Consider the following 14,101-nt stretch of genomic DNA (forward strand, 5'->3'; position numbering starts at 1 on the left):
TTCCATTCAGAATTCATCAAAGCGACGCATATAGGCGTCGCATGCCAGCAGCCATGCATGCTCATCATTGGAGCCAGAAGGCGGCGGTCCGATGAAGCTGTTGAGGCGGGATCTGGCACGGACAGGCTTGAGCAGGCGCGCTGCCTCGCCAAAGGCGGGCAACGTCAGCCCCTGGTCCATGTCCCCCAGCCCCGGAGTGTCTCCTGCGCGAATTCCCAGGCAGTTGCCCACATCCCCGGCAGATAGATACTGGCTGGCCTGCACCTGCTTGCGCACCGCCTCCCGCCCGCCCAGTTTTTCCAGCAAGGCATCGCTGACAAAACTGAGCCAGTTAATGCTGTACATGGCGTTGTTGAAGTCATGGCTCTGCAAGGCGTGGCTACCCAATGCATTCAAGCCTGGAAACCGCTGAAGATAGGGATATAGCACTTGCTGGCCCTTGCCAACAGGTCCGATATTTCGTTCTTCCACTGCAGGCATGATGCCCCAGCCTGCAATGGCCCAGAAGGGCTGCATCAACTCCACTAGCTTGGTGGTAATTTTTCCCACATTGCGCTCGGGCGGTTGATCAAGAATCCACCAGATAGAAAATGCCATGCGAATGAAAGACATTGCAGGGCCTATGCCAGGTGATTGATAGCGATCCTTCATCCAAAGCCCTTCGTCGTTGTTGATACGGCAGTAAAGACGAAAGTCTTGTGCATTCTCCACCCAATCGTCTGGAGGTTTTGGATTGCCTGTTGCTAGATCAAACATCATTGCAAACCCCTTCGGATTATTGAGCGTACTGGGCTTACGCTTTTCCATTCTCGCCCTCCCTTTCTCGCTGGCCATGGCAACAGGAGCCATTCCCCACCATATTGCAAGCTTCTCAGCACCAACGGTTTCAATGAATAGATCTATCACCTTCCAAGCGCGCTCGCGTACAGCCAATGAATCCCCTTCATGGAATACCATCTCGATGGTCCAGCCAGCTCTTGCGCAAATATTGCCAAAATTATTCCGCAATACCAGTGCCTTGAGAATATTCAATGTCGCCGCCATGGCAGCATCCGCTTCCCGATTGCTTGAGAGCCAATTGAAATCATGTTCCGCAGCCATCGTCATCTCCCTATACCTTCAGAATCCCATAAATCAGAACAGATCAAACCGACTCATATAGGCATCGCATGCCAGCAGCCACGCATGTTCATCATTGGAGCCCGAAGGCGGTGGGCCGATGAAGTTGTTGAGCCGGGATCTGGCGCGAACAGGCTTGAGCAGGCGCGCCGCCTCGCCAAAGGCGGGCAGCGTCAGTCCTTGATCCATATCCCCCAGACCAGGAAAGTCTCCCGCACGGATTCCCAGGCAGTTGCCCACATCCCCGGCCGAAAGATACTGACTGGCCTCCACCTGCTTTCGCACGGCCTCTCGCCCGCCCAGTTTTTCCAGCAAGGCATCGCTGACAAAACTCAGCCAGTTGATGCTGTACATGGCGTTGTTGAAGTCATGGCTCATCAACGCAAGACTGCCCAGGGCATTCAAGCCCGGGAACCGCTGAAGATAGGGATACAACACTTGTTGTCCTTTGCCGTCGGGATCGATATTTCGCTCTTCCACTGCAGGCATGACACCCCATCCGGCAATAGCCCAGAAGGGTTGCATCAACTCCACCATCTGGGTGGTGAGGCGACCCACATTGTGCTCAGGCGGCTGGTCAAGAATCCACCATGCTGGAAATGCCATGCGAATGAAAGACATGGAAGGCCCTATGCCAGGTGTTGTATGGCGATCATGCAGCCAGATGCCTTCATTGTTTTTTATCCGGCAATAAAGTCGAAATTCTTGTGCATTTTCCACCCAATCATCTGGAGGTTTTGGACTTCCCGAGGCCAGATCAAACATCATTGCAAATCCCTTCGGATTATTGAGCGTACTCGGCTTGTGCTTTTCTATTCTCGCTTTCCCTTTCTCGCTGGCCATAGCAACAGGAGCCATCCCCCACCATATTGCAAGCTTCTCAGCACCAACGGCTTCAACGAATAGATCTATCACCTTCCAAGCTCGCTCACGCACAGCCAATGAATCCCCTTCATGGAATACCATCTCGATGGTCCAGCCAGCTCTTACGCAAATATTGCCAAATTGATTACGCAATACCAGCGCCTTGAGAATATCCATCGTCGCCACGGTGGCTTTTTGCAGCTCTCTGGTGCTCAAAGGTTTGTTGAAGTCTTTTGCCATATCCATCCTCCATATCTCACCGTACCGAAGCCGTCGCCTCAAAAGGACAACCCGAGGACTCTCGCCAGTGCGGTTCCTACCGCCCCAACACCTCGCAGCGCCCTCCCCAGTGCGGATGCACCGGCCGCAGCCCCGACCGCTGATGCCGTATCCGCATTCACCCGCTCCGCCAAAGAGATGGCCTTTTCCCTGTTGGCCTGCCATAGCGTTGCTTGGTTCAACACACTTTCGTTCACGTTTCTTCCATCGCTGTCGCAAGCACAGCTTCCGGTGTCTAAAGCCTTCTTAAGAAATTTCTCTCCAAATATTTCTTGATATGCCTGGAACTGATTCATGCCATCGGGCCCAAATTCTGAAGAAAATTTATCCCCCGGAAACTTCATCTCATAGACCCGCTGCACGTTGTTCAGCACAGGCGGAAGGCGCGGGTTCTTCACCACGACCACATCCGGAATGCGCGAGCCCGCAGGCCGGCTGCGCGTGGGGCGCACGGGCTCGTTGCGCGACATGACGGGGGCCTTGTTCAGGTACGGCACTTCCTGCTTGTAGTAGCCCCGGTAGCCTTCAAACCCGTCGGCCTGCATGACCACGCCGGCCACGCAGCGCTGGCCCAGGCCGCCGGTCATGCAGCAGCAAAACAGCTCGCACAGCGCCCTGCGGTCCAGTTCATTGTCGAAGTCCCGGGTGCCGCATACCTTGTTGAAGCCCACAAGCACGACGGCCTTGCACAGGTCCCTGGACCGCTTCAGGCGATTGAGGGCGATGAAGGCGGGGACCAGTTGTTCGCAGCTCATGCGCCAGGCCCGCCGAGGGGCGAGGAGGACTCGCCCACAGGCGTGCGCCGCCGCACCACGTCCCAGATGCCCATCGGCAGTTCAAGCATCATCAACTGGATGCGGCCGTCAGGCGGCAGGTCGGTGCGCGAGAGAAACTTGCGCACGGCGGGAAACTCGTCGAAGCGTTCGCCAAACTGGTGGCGCAAGGCCAGGAAGCCGATGACATCGTCCGGCGTCGACAGGCCCCAGCCCACCGCGCGGTCAAGGCCTCGCCGGGTATGGGCCAGCAGCCTGTCATGCGGCCAATCCTGCTCGCTGAGATGGCAGGTCTGCCGCACGATGGCGGCAATCCCTTCTTCGCTGGGCACGAGGTTGCGGCGCAGCGTGCGCTGCATTTCCAGGGTTGAAATTTCCATCATGGCGAAGACACCTCCCATTGCCTGCTGTCCAGGCGCGCCAGGCCTGTGACGTGGTCCAGAAACTTGCGTTGCGCCATGCCGACCCAGATCCCCTCGGGATGCGGTGCCAGGCAGGCGAGGATGCTGTGGCCGCGGAACCAGTCCCCCAGATGCGCCGGGTCGAACTGCGCCAGCAGGCGAGGCAGCACGCGCGGGTCGTAAAAGCGCAGCCACAGCCGCTGGCCGCCGTCTCCCCTGGCCTGCAGAAACCGCTTGAGATGGCGCTTGAGCGCAGGGGCCGGCAGCCGGCTGATCAGGAAAATGCCCCAGTGCGCCTGCCAGCCTTCATGCGGCCAGCGCTGGAACAGCGGACTGCCTGCATGCACCCGCATGAGATAGGGCGCGTAGCGCGCATAGCGGGCGGCGGGCATGCCGTCATACAGGCAGGTGATGCCGGACTGCGGCGGCTCGGCCAGGATGGCGTCATGCAGGTGCTCATCCGCCGCCGCGTCCACGATGGCGTAGAGCAGGCCGTCATAGGTCGCCGCCACCTTTTCGAGCACGGCCTGGCGTGCCATCTGGAGGTCGTCCGGCGTGCCGGGGCCTGGGGGGATCAAGGTGGACATGGCGATTCAGTCCTCCATGGCCGACACGAAGGCGGCCCCCGATTGCGCGGCTTCGGCCAGGCACCGGCCCGCATTCGCACCGATCCAGACGGTGGTGCAGCCCGAGACGACCACGCCGCCGTGCACGGTCCTGTCCCCCATGCGGGCTGCGGGCCTGCCGCCGATCAGTACCGTGGCTTCGCCTTCGGCAATGGCGTCGGGCGGCGAACGGGGGCACAGCGCCTGGTCCGTGACCCTGGCCGCCGGCATGCCGCCGATGAGCACATCGGCCTGGCCGGAGAGAATGGCCCCGCCCCCGTGGGCGGGACAGGCATGCATGTCGCCCACTCTTGCTGCAGGTTGTCCCATGCGAGTGTCCCGGGTTCAGCAGTTGATCTTCACCAGCGGCGACTTGATCTCGACCATGGCCGGAGAGATCTCGATGGAGCTCGCCCCCGATTGCAGCCGGATGCTTCGGGTGCCGGTGACGATGACCTGTTGCCCATCGACCGTCAGCGTGGTGCCCGCCGCCAGGGCCAGCTGTCCGCCCGCATCGACCAGGCTGTTGGCGCCCACCCGCAGCGCGTGGTCGTTGCCGACGTTGACCGCCTGGTCCTGCCCTACCTCGGTGCTGTCGTTGTTCTGGATGGTGCTGCTGCGGTTGTTGCCCACGATGAGGCCTTCATCGCTTCCAACCTGCGCGCTGCGGTTGCGCCCCACGGTCCGGCTCCAGTCCATCCCCACGCTGTCGCTTCGCAGGACACCCACGTTGCTCATCAGCACCGCGCCTACGTTGAGGTTGTAGGCACACCCCACGGTGACCATCTTGAACAGGCCCGTGCCCTGGGTGTAGCCGATGCCCACGGTTTCGGATTTCATGCGCCCCGTGGCCAGGGTCCAGTTGCGGCCGATGCTGTCGCGTCCATTGGCATCCACGGTTTTCGTGCGGTTCTTGCAGATGCGGATGCTTTCATCCAGGTCCACCGTGCGCGTGCGGTTCTGGTGGACGGTGAGGGTCTCGTCCAGGTCCACCACCTCCGTGCGCCAGCCGTGCACGTCGATCTTCTCGTTGCGGTCCACGGTCTCGGTGCGGTCGCGGTGGATGACGCTGGTCTCGTCCCGGTCGATGGTCTTGCGCCGGTCGTTGCCCACCCATTTGTCCTCGTCGTTCTCGACTTCGGTGAGCTGGTCCTTTTGCGCGTGCAGCCACAGCTGTTCGGCGCCCGCCTTGTCCTCGAAGCGGATGGCGTTGGCGTCGCCCTGGCCGTTCTTCATGCCTGACCCCGGGTTGCCATCCTTGCTCGATCGGGTCTTGATGCCCGATTGCGTGGCATTGGCCGGCAGCGCCCAGGGCGGCATGTTGGCCGCGTTGTAGACGCAGCCCGTGACCAGCGGATAGTCGGGGTCGCCATTGAGGAAGTCCACCACCACCTCATGCCCTATGCGGGGGATCGAGATGGCGCCAAAGCCCGGGCCTGCCCAGTTGGTGGCCACGCGGATCCAGCAGCTGGAGTTCTGGTCCTTCTTGCCCAGCCGGTCCCAGTGGAACTGCACCTTGATGCGGCCGTATTCGTCGGTCCAGATTTCCTGCCCGGCCGGGCCCACGACAATGGCCGTCTGCGGCCCCGTGGTGCGCGGCTTGGGCGTGGTGCGCGGTGGCTTGAAGGCAAGATCCGTGGGCTGGGCCTGCAGCTCGTAGCGCTGGAAGGAGCCTTCTTCCTTGGCGCCGTCCCGGGTACTCGGTGCGGATGGGACGCCACGTACGCTGGAGATCGCGCTGACGCGAGGGTTTTCTTTCAGGTGGTAGCTCAGGCCCGTGATCAGGTACTGCCGGTTCTGGTCCCCGCGCGGGTAGTTGTAGAGGCTGAAGGTGTAGCCCGTGGCCAGCGCCCGGTGGCAGGACTGGCCCCGCACCCGGCTGTGGCCCGTGAGGCCTTGCTTCAGGCGCACGCGGATGTAGGCATCTCCGTCGCCGTACTCCGTGTAGCCGCCCGGCCATTCGTAGGTTTCATGGCCGTCGTGCGCATGGCCCGGTGGATCGCGGCGCATGTGGGACAGTTCGGCCCGGGGCTTTTTGAAGTCGTAGTCGTCGATGTAATGGCGGCCCGGCTTGATTTCCTGCTCCAGCTGCCAGGCGTGGATGTTTTCCTGGTCGCCTGCGGCGGCTTTTTCCGGGGGATAGAAGGGAATGGATTCGCCGCCGGGCAATGCGCCGTGCGAGGCAATGATGTCGTCGCACAGCACCAGGGTGTGTTCTCCCATGGCATGCGCGAAGTGGTAGTAGATGCCTTCGTGCTCCATCAATCGCGAGACGAAGTCGCAATCGCTTTCGTTGTATTGCACGCAGTAATCCCAACTGCGATAGGCGCGGGTGAGTTTCCTTTGCATTGGATGGCCATAGACGCCCAATACCTGCTCGACGATGTCGGGCACGTTGAGGTTCTGGAAGATGCGAAAGTCGCTCTTGCGCGTGGCCAGCCACAGCCAGGGGCTCAGGCGGGCCTTGTAGGCGTAGTGGCGATGGTCCTGGCCCTGCATGCCGAAGCGGGTGACGATGCCGTCGATGAAGCGCCTGCCGCCGCCCTGGGTTTCTATTTCTATGGTGGCGTTTTTGCCCAATAGGGCCTTGGGATCGATGCTTTCGCTTTCGCTGAGCATTTCCACATCGAGGCTGAAGAGCTGGCTGATGTTTTCCTGGCCGCGCAATTCACGGAAATGCAGTTCATCGCCCAATGGCGTATGGATGGTGACTCGGCGTGTCATTGGTGCTCTCGCCCTGTGGGGGCGCCCTCCCGATCTTTCGATACGGAAAGATCATGGAAGAATGAGCCGCTCTATGGAAATTCCAATTTCTGCCAAAAAATAGGATTGCCAAAAGGAAAATTGCCGCTTCTCCCACTCGGATCGGGCTTGGGAAAAGCCTAGGACAAGCGGCCGGAGCAAGGGCCTTCATGATGTGCAGCCGCTACACATCGCCCCGCTTGGCCGTCCCCCGGATCAGGGCGCCGCACGCCCGCGCAGCCGCTCAGGGGTTCAAAGAGTCCTTCCGATGATCTCCTTCATGATCTCGTCGCTGCCCCCGTAGATCCGCCCTATGCGCGCATCGGTCCAGGCGCGGCCGATCTGGTATTCGGTCATGTAGCCGTAGCCGCCGTGCAGTTGCAGGAATTCGTCGAGCAGGCGGTTTTGCAGCGCCGTGGCATTGAGCTTGACCATGGCCGCCCGGTCGGGCGCGAGCGCGCGGCGCAGGTGCAGGGCGATGCAGTCGTCCACGAAGACGCGCAGCATGGTGGCCTGGGCCTTGGCCTCGGCCAGCTTGAAGCGCGTGTTCTGGAAGTCGAACACCGGCTGGCCGAAGGCCTTGCGCTCGCGCGTGTAGGCAATGGTCTTGTGCAAAAAGGCCTCGATGGAGGCGGCGGCGCGCACGGCCACCACCAGGCGCTCCTGGGCCAGTTCGTGCATCAGATACCTGAAGCCCGCGTTCTCCTCGCCCAGCAGGTGGTCGGCCGGCACGCGCACGTTGTCGAAGAACAGCTCCGAGGTGTCCTGCGCCATGAGGCCGATCTTCTCGAGCTTGCGGCCCTTGGAGAAGCCGGGCATGCCGTCCTCGACCACGATCAGGGACACGCCCTTGGCACCCATCTCGGACGCGGTCTTGGCGACGACGATGACCAGCTCCGAGTTGATGCCGTTGGTGATGAAAGTCTTCTGGCCGTTGAGCACGTAGTGGTCGCCCTCGCGCCGCGCCGTGGTGCGCACGGACTTGAGGTCGCTGCCCACGCCGGGCTCGGTCATGGCAATGGCGCCGATCAGCTCGCCTGCGGCCATGCGCGGCAGCCAGCGGTCCTTCTGCACCTTGCTGCCATAGGCATGGATGTAGGGCGCGACGATGTCCGAATGCAGCGGAAAGCCCAGCCCGCTGGCGCCCGTGCGCGCGATCTCCTCCAGCAGCACGGCCGCATGGCCGAAGTCGCCACCGCCGCCATAGGGCTCGGGCAGCATGGGGTTGAGCAGGCCTTCGCGCCCGGCCTTGCGCCAGACCTCCTTGGGCACGATGCCCTGGCGCTCCCATTCGGCATGGTGGGGGACGATCTCGCGCTCGAAGAAGCGGCGGGCCTGCTCGCGGAACTGTTCATGGTCTTCGCGGTAGACGGAGCGCTCGGTCAGGTCTTGCATGGGTCGGTATCCGGTGGTTGTCGGTGAGGAAAGACGGGGAAGGGCCGTTCAGGCGCTGCGCAGGTTGAAGCCCGCGTGGGGCTGCTCGCGCAGCCTGTCCTTGAGCACGCGGCGCAGCAGCTTGCCCGTGGGCAGGCGCGGCAGCTCGTCCACGAACTGCAGGCGCTGCGGGCGCTTGAGGCGCGACAGCGTGGCGCCGGCCTCGGCGACGATGGCGTGCGCCATCTCTGCACTGGCCGCATGGCCCTGGCGCAGCACGACCACGGCCATGGGCTGCTCGCCGAAGTCGGGCTCGGGCACGCCGACCACGGCCACCTCCTGCACGGCCGGGTGCGTGGCCAGCGCGTTCTCTATTTCCTGCGGATAGAGGTTGACGCCGCCCGACAGGATGAGGTCGGCCCGCCGGTCGCTGAGAAAGAGGTAGCCCTCCTCGTCCACATGGCCCAGGTCGCCATAGGTGGCCCAGCCACGCTCGTCGATGGCCTCGCGGGTCTTGGCGGGGTCGTTGAGGTAGGCGAAGGGCGCCACGTCCGAGAAGAACACGCGGCCGATCTGGCCCGCAGGCAGCTCCTGCCCGTCGTCGCCCACGATGCGCAGCCGACCGTAGCTGGCGCGGCCCACGGAGCCTGGGCGCCGGCGCCATTCGGCGGAGTTGATCAGGGTGATGCCGCAGCCTTCGGAGCCTGCGTAGTACTCCAGCAGGATGTCGCCCCACCAGTCCAGCAGCGCCTGCTTGACGGCCACCGGGCAGGGCGCGGCCGCATGGATGGCGCAGCGGTGGCTGGACAGGTCATAGCCGTGCCGCACCTCCTCGGGCAGCTGCAGCAGGCGGCCCAGCATGGTCGGCACCCACTGGCTGTGGGTGATGCGGTAGCGCTCGATCATCGCCAGCGCCTGCTGGGCGTCGAAGCGCGCCGTGATCACCACCGCGCCGCCGCCGTCCAGCGTGCGCAGGCAGTAGCGCAGCGGTGCTGCGTGGTACAACGGCGCGGGCGAGAGGTAGACCGCGTCGGCATCAAAGCCCATGTTGCGCTGCCAGGCCAGGAATTCGGGATCGGCCTGCGTGCGGTAGAGCGCCGCCGGCAGCGCCTTCTTGATGCCCTTGGGCCGGCCCGTGGTGCCCGAGGAGTACAGCAGGTCGCGCCCCAGCGGACGGCTGGACAGGTCGATGGGCGCGGGCGCCTGCGCACGCCAGGCGGCCAGGGCATCGGCCAGCGACGGCAGGCCCGTGGATGCGCAGTCTCCGTCCACCGAATGCACGGTGGCCGCCAGCGTAGCCGGCAGCTGCGCCGCCGTGGCGGCCGAGGCAAAGACATGGCGCGCCCCGCTGTCGCCCAGGATGTAGGCCACCTCGGGCGCCGTCAGGTGGGTGCTGATGACCACCGCGTACAGGCCCGCCAGGCGAGCGGCCAGCACCAGCTCCAGGATCTCCACGCGGTTTTCCATCAGCACGGCCACCGTATCGCCGGCCGCCAGGCCTTGCCCGGCCATCCACTGCGCCACCTCGCGCGAGCGCTGCGCCAGCGCGCCCGCCGTGTGCTGCTGGCCGCTGTCGCCCATGGTCAGCGCAACGCGGTCGGGCCGGGCATCGGCCCAGCTGTGAAAGTCATGCACGCCTGTCTCCTTTGCTTTTTTGAATCCACCGTCTCGAATTCATCGGGTTTCAGCAAGTATTTTTGTTTGCGCGCGGTTTTTCATCCGGGAAAACGCTTTGTTCAATGCAAATTTCGAGACTTATCATTCATTTCATGAACCTCCAGTCTCATTAAATCCGCATGAACACACCCGTCATCGTCGATGCCATCCGCAGTCCCATGGCCCGGGCCAAGCCCGATGGCGCCCTGGCCCAGCTCCACCCCGTCGATCTGCTCAGCCAGGTGCTGGAGCAGCTCGTGCAGCGCAACCGCATCGACCCCGGCGCGGTGGACGATGTGATCACCGGCTGCGTGAGCCAGGCCGGCGAGCAGGCCGGCACGCCGGGCCGTCTGGCCTGGTTGGCCGCAGGCCTGCCGGCCCATGTGCCGTCCACCACCATCGACCGCAAGTGCGGCTCCAGCCAGCAGGCGGTGCACTTTGCCGTGCAGGCCATCATGTCGGGCACGCAGGACATGGTGATCGCCTGCGGCGTGGAGTCCATGAGCCGCGTGCCCATGGGCAGCTCGCGCATGGGGCAGAACACCACGGGCGCACGCTTCGATGCGCGCTTTGCACCGGGGCTGGTGGGCCAGGGCGTGTCGGCCGACCTCGTGGCCGCGCGCTGGGGCCTGGGCCGCGAGGAACTGGATGCCTATGCCGCGCGGTCGCACCAGCGCGCCCATGCGGCCCAGTCGGCCGGGCACTTCGAGCGCGAGATCGTGGGCATCACCACGCCTGCCGGCCTCGTCACGGCCGACGAGACCATCCGCCCGGGCACCACGGCGCAGAAGCTAGGCGCGCTCAAGGCCGTGTTCCAGAACGACGAGCTGTCGGCGCGCTTTCCGCAGATCCGCTGGCACACCACGGCGGGCAATGCCTCGCAGATGACCGACGGCGCCAGCGCCATGCTGCTGATGAGCGAGAAGCGCGCCCAGCAGCTGGGCCTGCGCCCGCGTGCGCGCTTCGTGGCGCTGGACGTGGTGGGCGACGATCCGCTGTACATGCTCACGGCCCCCATTCCCGCCACGCGGCGCGTGCTGGCCAAGGCCGGCATGCGGCTGGAGCAGATGGACCACTGCGAGATCAACGAGGCCTTCGCCTCCGTGCCCCTGGCCTGGCTGAAAGAGCTGAGGGAACTGGGCGCCGACCCCGAGCGGCTGAACCCGCGCGGCGGCGCCATCGCCCTGGGCCATCCGCTGGGGGCCTCGGGCATCCGCCTGATGACCACCATGCTGCACGCGCTGGAGGACAGCGGCGCGCGCTACGGCCTGCAATCCATGTGCGAGGCCGGCGGCATGGCCAACGCCACCATCATCGAACGCCTGTGAGCCAGGCACGGGAGACACATCCATGCAACTGCAAGAGAACATGACGGCCCTGGTGACGGGCGGCGTATCGGGTCTGGGCGAGGCATCGGCCCAGGCGCTGCTGGAACGCGGCCTGAACGTGGTGGTGGTGGACCTGAACGAGGACCGCGGCGCGGCCATGGTGGACGCCGCCCGCCAGCGCCACGGCAGCCGCCTGCGCTTCGTGAAGGCCGACGTGGCCGACGCCGACCAGATGGCCGCCGCCATTGCGGCCGCCGAGGACTTCGGCGAGTTCCGCGCCCTGGTGCACTGCGCGGGCGTGGGCGGGCCGCTGCGGCTGGTGGAAAAGGACGGCAGCCCGGGCTCGCTGGACAAGTACACGGGCATCGTGCGCGTGAACCTGATCGGCACCTTCAACACGCTGCGCCTGGCCGCCGCCAGCATGGCGCGCAACGAGCCCGTGCAAGGCGAGCGCGGCGCCTGCGTGCTCACGGCCTCGGTGGCGGGCTACGAGGGGCAGATCGGCCAGATTCCCTATGCCTCGGCCAAGGCCGGCATCATCGGCATGACCATCGTCGCCGCGCGCGACCTGGCCACGCGCATGATCCGCGTGTGCACCATTGCGCCGGGCCTGTTCGACACGCCCATCCTGGCCAAGCTGCCCGACAACATCCGCCAGTCGCTGGCCGCCTCCGTGCCCAACCCCGCACGCCTGGGCCACCCGTCCGAGTACGCGCTGACCGCGCTGCACATTCTTGAAAATCCCATGCTCAATGGCGAGACGATTCGCCTGGACGGTGCCATTCGGATGAGTCCTCGCTGAGAAGCGCCCCGGCCCAGCACACGCGCGGAGAAGAAACACCATGTTCAAACGTCTCACGCTGGCGGCGGCTGCCTTGCTGTGCGCCACGGCAGCCATTGCAGCCGACGCCTGGCCCACGCGGCCCATCACCCTGGTCGTGCCGGGCGCGGCCGGGGGCTCCACCGACATTCCCGCGCGGCTGCTGGCGCTCAAGCTGGGCGAGCGGCTGGGCCAGCCCGTCATCGTGGACAACAAGCCGGGCGCGGGCGGCTCCATCGGTGCCAGCCAGGTGGCACGCGCGCAGCCGGACGGCTATACGGTGCTGGTGGGCAACACGGGCTCCAACGCCATCAACTACACGGCCTACAAGAAGCTGCCCTACAGGCCCGAGGACTTCGTGGCGCTGACGGACATGATCTCGTTCTCCAACGTGCTGGTCGTGCCCCAGGCATCGCCGGTGCGCTCGCTGGACGACCTGCTCAAGGCCGCGCGGCAGGCGCCGGGCAAGCTGTCGTTCTCCTCGGCCGGCGTGGGCCAGACCACGCACCTCATGGGCGAGCTGCTGCGCGAGCGCACGGGCGTGGACGTGGTGCATGTGCCCTACCGCGGCTCGGCACCGGCCACGGCGGCCATCGTCTCGGGAGAGACGCAGTTCATGTTCGACAACCTCACGGCCTCGCTGGTGCACATCAAGGCGGGCAAGCTGCATCCCATCGCCGTGACGGGCGCGCAGCGCGAGCCCGAGCTGCCCAACGTGCCCACCACCACCGAGCTGGGCCTGCAGGACTTCGACAAGGTCGGCTGGATGGGTTTCTTCCTGCCCGCGCAGACGCCGCCCGCCGTGGTGCGCAAGCTCACCGACGGCCTGGTCGCCGTGCTCCGGGACCCCGAGGTGGCGCGCCGCTACCGCGAGCTCGGCGGCCGCCCGGGCGGCATGCCGCAGGCGCAGTTCACCCAGCTGGTGGACAACGACCGCAAGAGCTGGGGCGCGCTGATCACCAGCCGCCAACTGCAACTCGACTGAACCGATTTCGACGGAGACGCCATGAAGGTGCTGGACAGCGTGCGCGTGCTGGAGATTGGCGGCATCGGCCCGGGGCCGTTCTGCGCCATGCATCTGGCGGACCTGGGAGCCGATGTGGTGTCCATCGTGCGGCCCGAGGCGGAACCCGCCGCCACCTCAGCCGCCTCAGCCACCTCGGCGCTGTCGCGCGGCAAGCGCTCGGTGTTCGCCGATCTCAAGTCACCCGAAGGGCGTGACCTGGTGCTGGCCCTGGTGCGCGATGCCGATGCGCTGATCGAGGGCATGCGGCCCGGCGCCATGGAGCGCCTGGGCCTGGGACCCGAGGCCTGCCAGGCCCTCAACCCGCGCCTGGTCTATGGCCGCATGACGGGCTGGGGCCAGGACGGCCCGCTGGCCCATGCAGCCGGCCACGACAACAACTATGCGGCCGTCTCAGGCGCGCTGTGGGGATGCGCGCCGGCCGATGCCCGGCCGGTCTCGCCGTTTGCCACGCTGGGCGACATCGGCGGCGGCGCCATGTACCTGATGACGGGGCTGCTGGCCGGCATCGTGCAGGCGCGCGCCACGGGGCGCGGCACGGTGGTGGACGCGGCCATCGTCGATGGTGCGGCGCACATGCTCAACCTCATGCTGCACGCGCGCCAGCGCGGTCTGGTGGCCGACGAGCGCGGCCACAGCATCCACGACAGTGCACCGTTCTACGAAACCTATGCCTGTGCCGATGGCGGCTTCATCACCGTGGGAGCCATCGAGCCGCAGTTCCATGCCCTGCTGCTGGACAGGCTGGGCCTGGCCGGTGCCGCAGCGTTCCAGGGCCCCCAGTGGGACCGCGCCGCCTGGCCGGCGCGGCGCGCGCAGCTGCAGACGCTGTTCGCCTCCCGGCCCCGCGCGCACTGGCAGCAATTGCTGGAGGGCAGCGATGCCTGCTTCGGCGCGGTGCTCAGTCCCGTGGAAGCCGCCAGCCATCCGCACCTGCAGGCGCGTGGCGTCTATCTGCAGCCCGAAGGCGGCGCCCTGCAGGCCAGCCCCGCGCCACGCTTTGACGGCCAGGCCTATGCGCCGGGTCCTGCAAATGCCGCAGGCTCCGACACCGCCAGCGTGCGGGAGAAGGTGAGAGCAGGCCGCGCGCAGGAAGTCTGGCGCAGCGCCCGCTGA

13 protein-coding genes are annotated in these 14,101 nt (G+C 65.3%); 4 read left to right on the top strand and 9 right to left on the bottom strand.

The window, feature by feature from the left end; genetic code table 11:
* Nucleotides 1–6: 6 nt before the first annotated feature.
* The 9 genes from AAN986_RS27705 to AAN986_RS27745 all read right to left on the bottom strand — a co-directional run bounded on the left by AAN986_RS27705 (nucleotide 7) and on the right by AAN986_RS27745 (nucleotide 9,792).
* Nucleotides 7–1,101, bottom strand: a complete 1,095-nt coding sequence (locus tag AAN986_RS27705; RefSeq protein ID WP_047219833.1) for a type VI immunity family protein — start codon at nucleotides 1,099–1,101, stop codon at nucleotides 7–9.
* Nucleotides 1,102–1,134: 33 nt separating this feature from the next.
* Nucleotides 1,135–2,223 (bottom strand): type VI immunity family protein, encoded by a 1,089-nt coding sequence (locus AAN986_RS27710; RefSeq protein WP_241150466.1) that lies wholly within the window; start codon nucleotides 2,221–2,223, stop codon nucleotides 1,135–1,137.
* A gap of 38 nt (nucleotides 2,224–2,261) precedes the next feature.
* On the bottom strand, nucleotides 2,262–3,017 hold the full coding sequence (locus tag AAN986_RS27715) for a hypothetical protein (protein WP_047219828.1): 756 nt from the start codon (nucleotides 3,015–3,017) through the stop codon (nucleotides 2,262–2,264).
* Nucleotides 3,014–3,418, bottom strand: a complete 405-nt coding sequence (locus AAN986_RS27720) for a hypothetical protein (protein WP_047219829.1) — start codon at nucleotides 3,416–3,418, stop codon at nucleotides 3,014–3,016. The genes AAN986_RS27715 and AAN986_RS27720 overlap by 4 nt, the downstream gene beginning before the upstream one ends.
* Nucleotides 3,415–4,023, bottom strand: coding sequence for a DUF4123 domain-containing protein (locus AAN986_RS27725; protein ID WP_047219830.1), 609 nt, complete (start codon nucleotides 4,021–4,023; stop codon nucleotides 3,415–3,417). Before AAN986_RS27725 ends, AAN986_RS27720 begins: the two co-directional genes overlap by 4 nt.
* 6 nt (nucleotides 4,024–4,029) lie before the next feature.
* The gene (locus tag AAN986_RS27730; RefSeq protein WP_016453939.1) at nucleotides 4,030–4,341 is read right to left on the bottom strand and encodes a PAAR domain-containing protein; all 312 of its coding nucleotides are present in this window, start codon (nucleotides 4,339–4,341) and stop codon (nucleotides 4,030–4,032) included.
* A 45-nt stretch (nucleotides 4,342–4,386) separates the two neighbouring features.
* Nucleotides 4,387–6,765, bottom strand: a complete 2,379-nt coding sequence (gene tssI, locus AAN986_RS27735) for a type VI secretion system tip protein TssI/VgrG (protein ID WP_349335540.1) — start codon at nucleotides 6,763–6,765, stop codon at nucleotides 4,387–4,389.
* A gap of 270 nt (nucleotides 6,766–7,035) precedes the next feature.
* Nucleotides 7,036–8,178 (bottom strand): acyl-CoA dehydrogenase family protein, encoded by a 1,143-nt coding sequence (locus tag AAN986_RS27740; protein WP_047219502.1) that lies wholly within the window; start codon nucleotides 8,176–8,178, stop codon nucleotides 7,036–7,038.
* A gap of 48 nt (nucleotides 8,179–8,226) precedes the next feature.
* Complete coding sequence (locus tag AAN986_RS27745) at nucleotides 8,227–9,792, bottom strand: AMP-binding protein (RefSeq protein WP_047219503.1); 1,566 nt, start codon at nucleotides 9,790–9,792, stop codon at nucleotides 8,227–8,229.
* Nucleotides 9,793–9,953: 161 nt separating this feature from the next.
* Between AAN986_RS27745 and AAN986_RS27750 the strand changes: the two genes are divergently transcribed.
* From AAN986_RS27750 to AAN986_RS27765, 4 genes are read left to right on the top strand one after another with little or no spacing between them, the layout of a single operon-like run.
* The gene (locus tag AAN986_RS27750) at nucleotides 9,954–11,141 is read left to right on the top strand and encodes a thiolase family protein (RefSeq protein WP_017406998.1); all 1,188 of its coding nucleotides are present in this window, start codon (nucleotides 9,954–9,956) and stop codon (nucleotides 11,139–11,141) included.
* A 22-nt stretch (nucleotides 11,142–11,163) separates the two neighbouring features.
* Entirely contained in the window at nucleotides 11,164–11,943 is a 780-nt protein-coding gene (locus AAN986_RS27755; protein WP_046988290.1) for an SDR family NAD(P)-dependent oxidoreductase, read from the top strand.
* Nucleotides 11,944–11,983: 40 nt separating this feature from the next.
* Nucleotides 11,984–12,946 carry a tripartite tricarboxylate transporter substrate binding protein gene (locus AAN986_RS27760; RefSeq protein ID WP_034367696.1) on the top strand — a complete coding sequence of 321 codons (963 nt, stop codon included), beginning with the start codon at nucleotides 11,984–11,986 and terminating at the stop codon, nucleotides 12,944–12,946.
* Nucleotides 12,947–12,967: 21 nt separating this feature from the next.
* Nucleotides 12,968–14,101: a CaiB/BaiF CoA-transferase family protein gene (locus AAN986_RS27765; RefSeq protein ID WP_047219504.1), complete on the top strand. Its 1,134-nt coding sequence runs from the start codon at nucleotides 12,968–12,970 to the stop codon at nucleotides 14,099–14,101.

The sequence above is a fragment of the Delftia sp. DS1230 genome (assembly GCF_040112715.1).
In the GTDB taxonomy this organism is placed as follows: Bacteria; Pseudomonadota; Gammaproteobacteria; order Burkholderiales; family Burkholderiaceae_C; genus Comamonas; species Comamonas tsuruhatensis.

Excerpts from the sequence above, each read along its gene's own strand:
- AAN986_RS27755 (WP_046988290.1), top strand. The coding sequence starts at position 11,164 with ATGCAACTGCAAGAGAACATGACGGCCCTGGTGACGGGCGGCGTATCG.
- AAN986_RS27740 (WP_047219502.1), bottom strand. The coding sequence starts at position 8,178 with ATGCAAGACCTGACCGAGCGCTCCGTCTACCGCGAAGACCATGAACAG.
- AAN986_RS27765 (WP_047219504.1), top strand. The coding sequence starts at position 12,968 with ATGAAGGTGCTGGACAGCGTGCGCGTGCTGGAGATTGGCGGCATCGGC.
- AAN986_RS27705 (WP_047219833.1), bottom strand. The coding sequence starts at position 1,101 with ATGGCTGCGGAACATGATTTCAATTGGCTCTCAAGCAATCGGGAAGCG.
- AAN986_RS27720 (WP_047219829.1), bottom strand. The coding sequence starts at position 3,418 with ATGATGGAAATTTCAACCCTGGAAATGCAGCGCACGCTGCGCCGCAAC.
- tssI (WP_349335540.1), bottom strand. The coding sequence starts at position 6,765 with ATGACACGCCGAGTCACCATCCATACGCCATTGGGCGATGAACTGCAT.
- AAN986_RS27725 (WP_047219830.1), bottom strand. The coding sequence starts at position 4,023 with ATGTCCACCTTGATCCCCCCAGGCCCCGGCACGCCGGACGACCTCCAG.
- AAN986_RS27750 (WP_017406998.1), top strand. The coding sequence starts at position 9,954 with ATGAACACACCCGTCATCGTCGATGCCATCCGCAGTCCCATGGCCCGG.
- AAN986_RS27760 (WP_034367696.1), top strand. The coding sequence starts at position 11,984 with ATGTTCAAACGTCTCACGCTGGCGGCGGCTGCCTTGCTGTGCGCCACG.
- AAN986_RS27730 (WP_016453939.1), bottom strand. The coding sequence starts at position 4,341 with ATGCATGCCTGTCCCGCCCACGGGGGCGGGGCCATTCTCTCCGGCCAG.
- AAN986_RS27710 (WP_241150466.1), bottom strand. The coding sequence starts at position 2,223 with ATGGCAAAAGACTTCAACAAACCTTTGAGCACCAGAGAGCTGCAAAAA.
- AAN986_RS27715 (WP_047219828.1), bottom strand. The coding sequence starts at position 3,017 with ATGAGCTGCGAACAACTGGTCCCCGCCTTCATCGCCCTCAATCGCCTG.